This is a genomic window from Paenibacillus sp. BT-177, from assembly GCF_025846815.2.
GTDB lineage: Bacteria > Bacillota > Bacilli > Paenibacillales > Paenibacillaceae > Paenibacillus > Paenibacillus polymyxa_C.
In genome coordinates this window covers 1-928 of sequence record NZ_JAOYTP010000039.1, presented here as the reverse complement: position 1 = coordinate 928, position 928 = coordinate 1, and the positions used below count along the sequence as shown (strand labels likewise).

Here is a 928-nt window from a genome sequence, read left to right as displayed (position 1 = left end):
ACCAAATGGTGAATGGCAATCAGTAAATGATCTCCATCCATGCAGCGGAAAAGTCCCAGCTTCACCAGCGGTCCTTCATTCAGACGAATGGAGCTTTGGATGGCATTGGCTTTCGTTTCAATCGCCATCACCACATCTGCCGCGTCTTCGACGCCTGTCAAATCCACAACATCCAGATGATACAGCTCACCTTCGTTCACACCGCGATTCCACGCTTCATATCCCTGTTCGGTCTGACGGAAGACCATACGCAGCGCATCATGATGCTCCGTCACCTGGGTCACCGTGCGATGCAATGCGCCTATGTCGAAGCCTTCTGCTCGATGCAGCATCACCGACTGGTTGAAATAATGCGGCTCTGCCGACGATAGTCCAAAGAACCACTGCTGGATCGGGGTCAGCTTGACGCTACCCGAAACTTCGCCCTGATCGGCTGTACGGCTAACTGGGTGTACATGACCACTCAGCAGCGAAATGGACGGATATTGGAACAAATCCTTCATGTCCAGCTTGTAGCCCGCTTGCAGCAAGCGGGAGGATACCTGGATTGCTTTAATCGAATCGCCGCCCAGATCAAAGAAATTATCTAAAATACCGATGTTCTTCGTTCCTAATACCCCTTGCCAAATGGAAGCTAACGTCTGCTCCAGCGCTGTGCGCGGCTCTACATAATCCGCTCCGCTTTGCAGGCTGCCTTCCGGTGCTGGCAGGGCCTTGCGGTTGATTTTACCGTTGGGTGTCAATGGCATCTGCTCCAGCTGAATAAAGTACGAAGGCACCATGTAGTTTGGCAGCCCCTCACCCAGGAAGCCGCGCAGCTCCCCAGCGCTTACGTCTCTTTCAGCGACATAGTACGCCACCAGTTGGTTTTGTCCCTGCTCGTCCGCTTGGGCCAGTACGATGACCTCTTGCACGTCTTCCACTTTCA

1 protein-coding gene is annotated in these 928 nt (G+C 53.3%); it reads right to left on the bottom strand.

Annotated features, from left to right (window positions below; all coding sequences use genetic code 11):
- Window positions 1–928, bottom strand: a 928-nt coding sequence (locus OIU26_RS25835; RefSeq protein WP_264218418.1) for a condensation domain-containing protein, incomplete at both ends; no start/stop codon positions are given.